This is a genomic window from Chryseobacterium sp. RR2-3-20 (genome assembly GCF_017808115.1).
GTDB lineage: Bacteria > Bacteroidota > Bacteroidia > Flavobacteriales > Weeksellaceae > Chryseobacterium > Chryseobacterium oryzae.
Window position 1 is genome coordinate 1 of record NZ_JADQBD010000183.1, and the last position, 676, is coordinate 676.

Below are 676 nucleotides of genomic sequence, written 5' to 3' on the forward strand. Positions count from 1 at the left end.
GAACACTAACCTAAAATGTATATGCCGAGCTTTATATCCTAATTTTTAAAATGAAGATCAATTCTTCGGTTCTTGTTCTGTCCAGCGAAAACGTCTATCACTGTTTCTTCAAATCTTGGAGACGATCTCATGTCTTCTAACAAGGCACTTTCAATATTTATTAATGCTAAAGCTGAGAGTTTGTCTTGCTTTTGAGAATTCCGCAGATAAGTCTTTATTCTCTTTAAATATGAAAACGATCTTTCCGCGGAACTGCTTGTGGCAGGAATAGTCAAAATTAAACGACACAATTTTGATGACTCCGGGAAAACAGAAGATAATTGAAGGGACATAAGATATTGGTGAAGCTCAAAGACAGTGCTCTTTTTCATATCGGTATCACTATAAATCGCTGAAATTTCACTTTTTACACAATTTGCGTCAAAGAATGGTCCATATGTATCTACTAAAGAAGAAAAAAGTTCGTCGGGAAAACATTTTACGAATAAAGTAAATTGTGTGGAATCTAGAAGATTTAAGAATTGCAGTTTAGAAATTTCACTAAACCGTTGACTAATGTTCAAAATAATAACGTCCAAAACTTCATAAAACAATCGTGCGTAGGTACTTTTCTTATCTTCTTCAGGAATTGAATCCAAACGCATTCTTTTACTTGGTGGTTGATTTTCTAACACGA

At 33.9% G+C, this 676-nt stretch carries 1 protein-coding gene; it reads right to left on the reverse strand.

What is annotated here, in order from left to right:
• Positions 1-38 precede the first annotated feature (38 nt).
• The coding region (locus IV513_RS15615) for an hAT transposon family protein (protein WP_209391471.1) at positions 39-676 on the reverse strand (638 nt) is incomplete at its 5' end.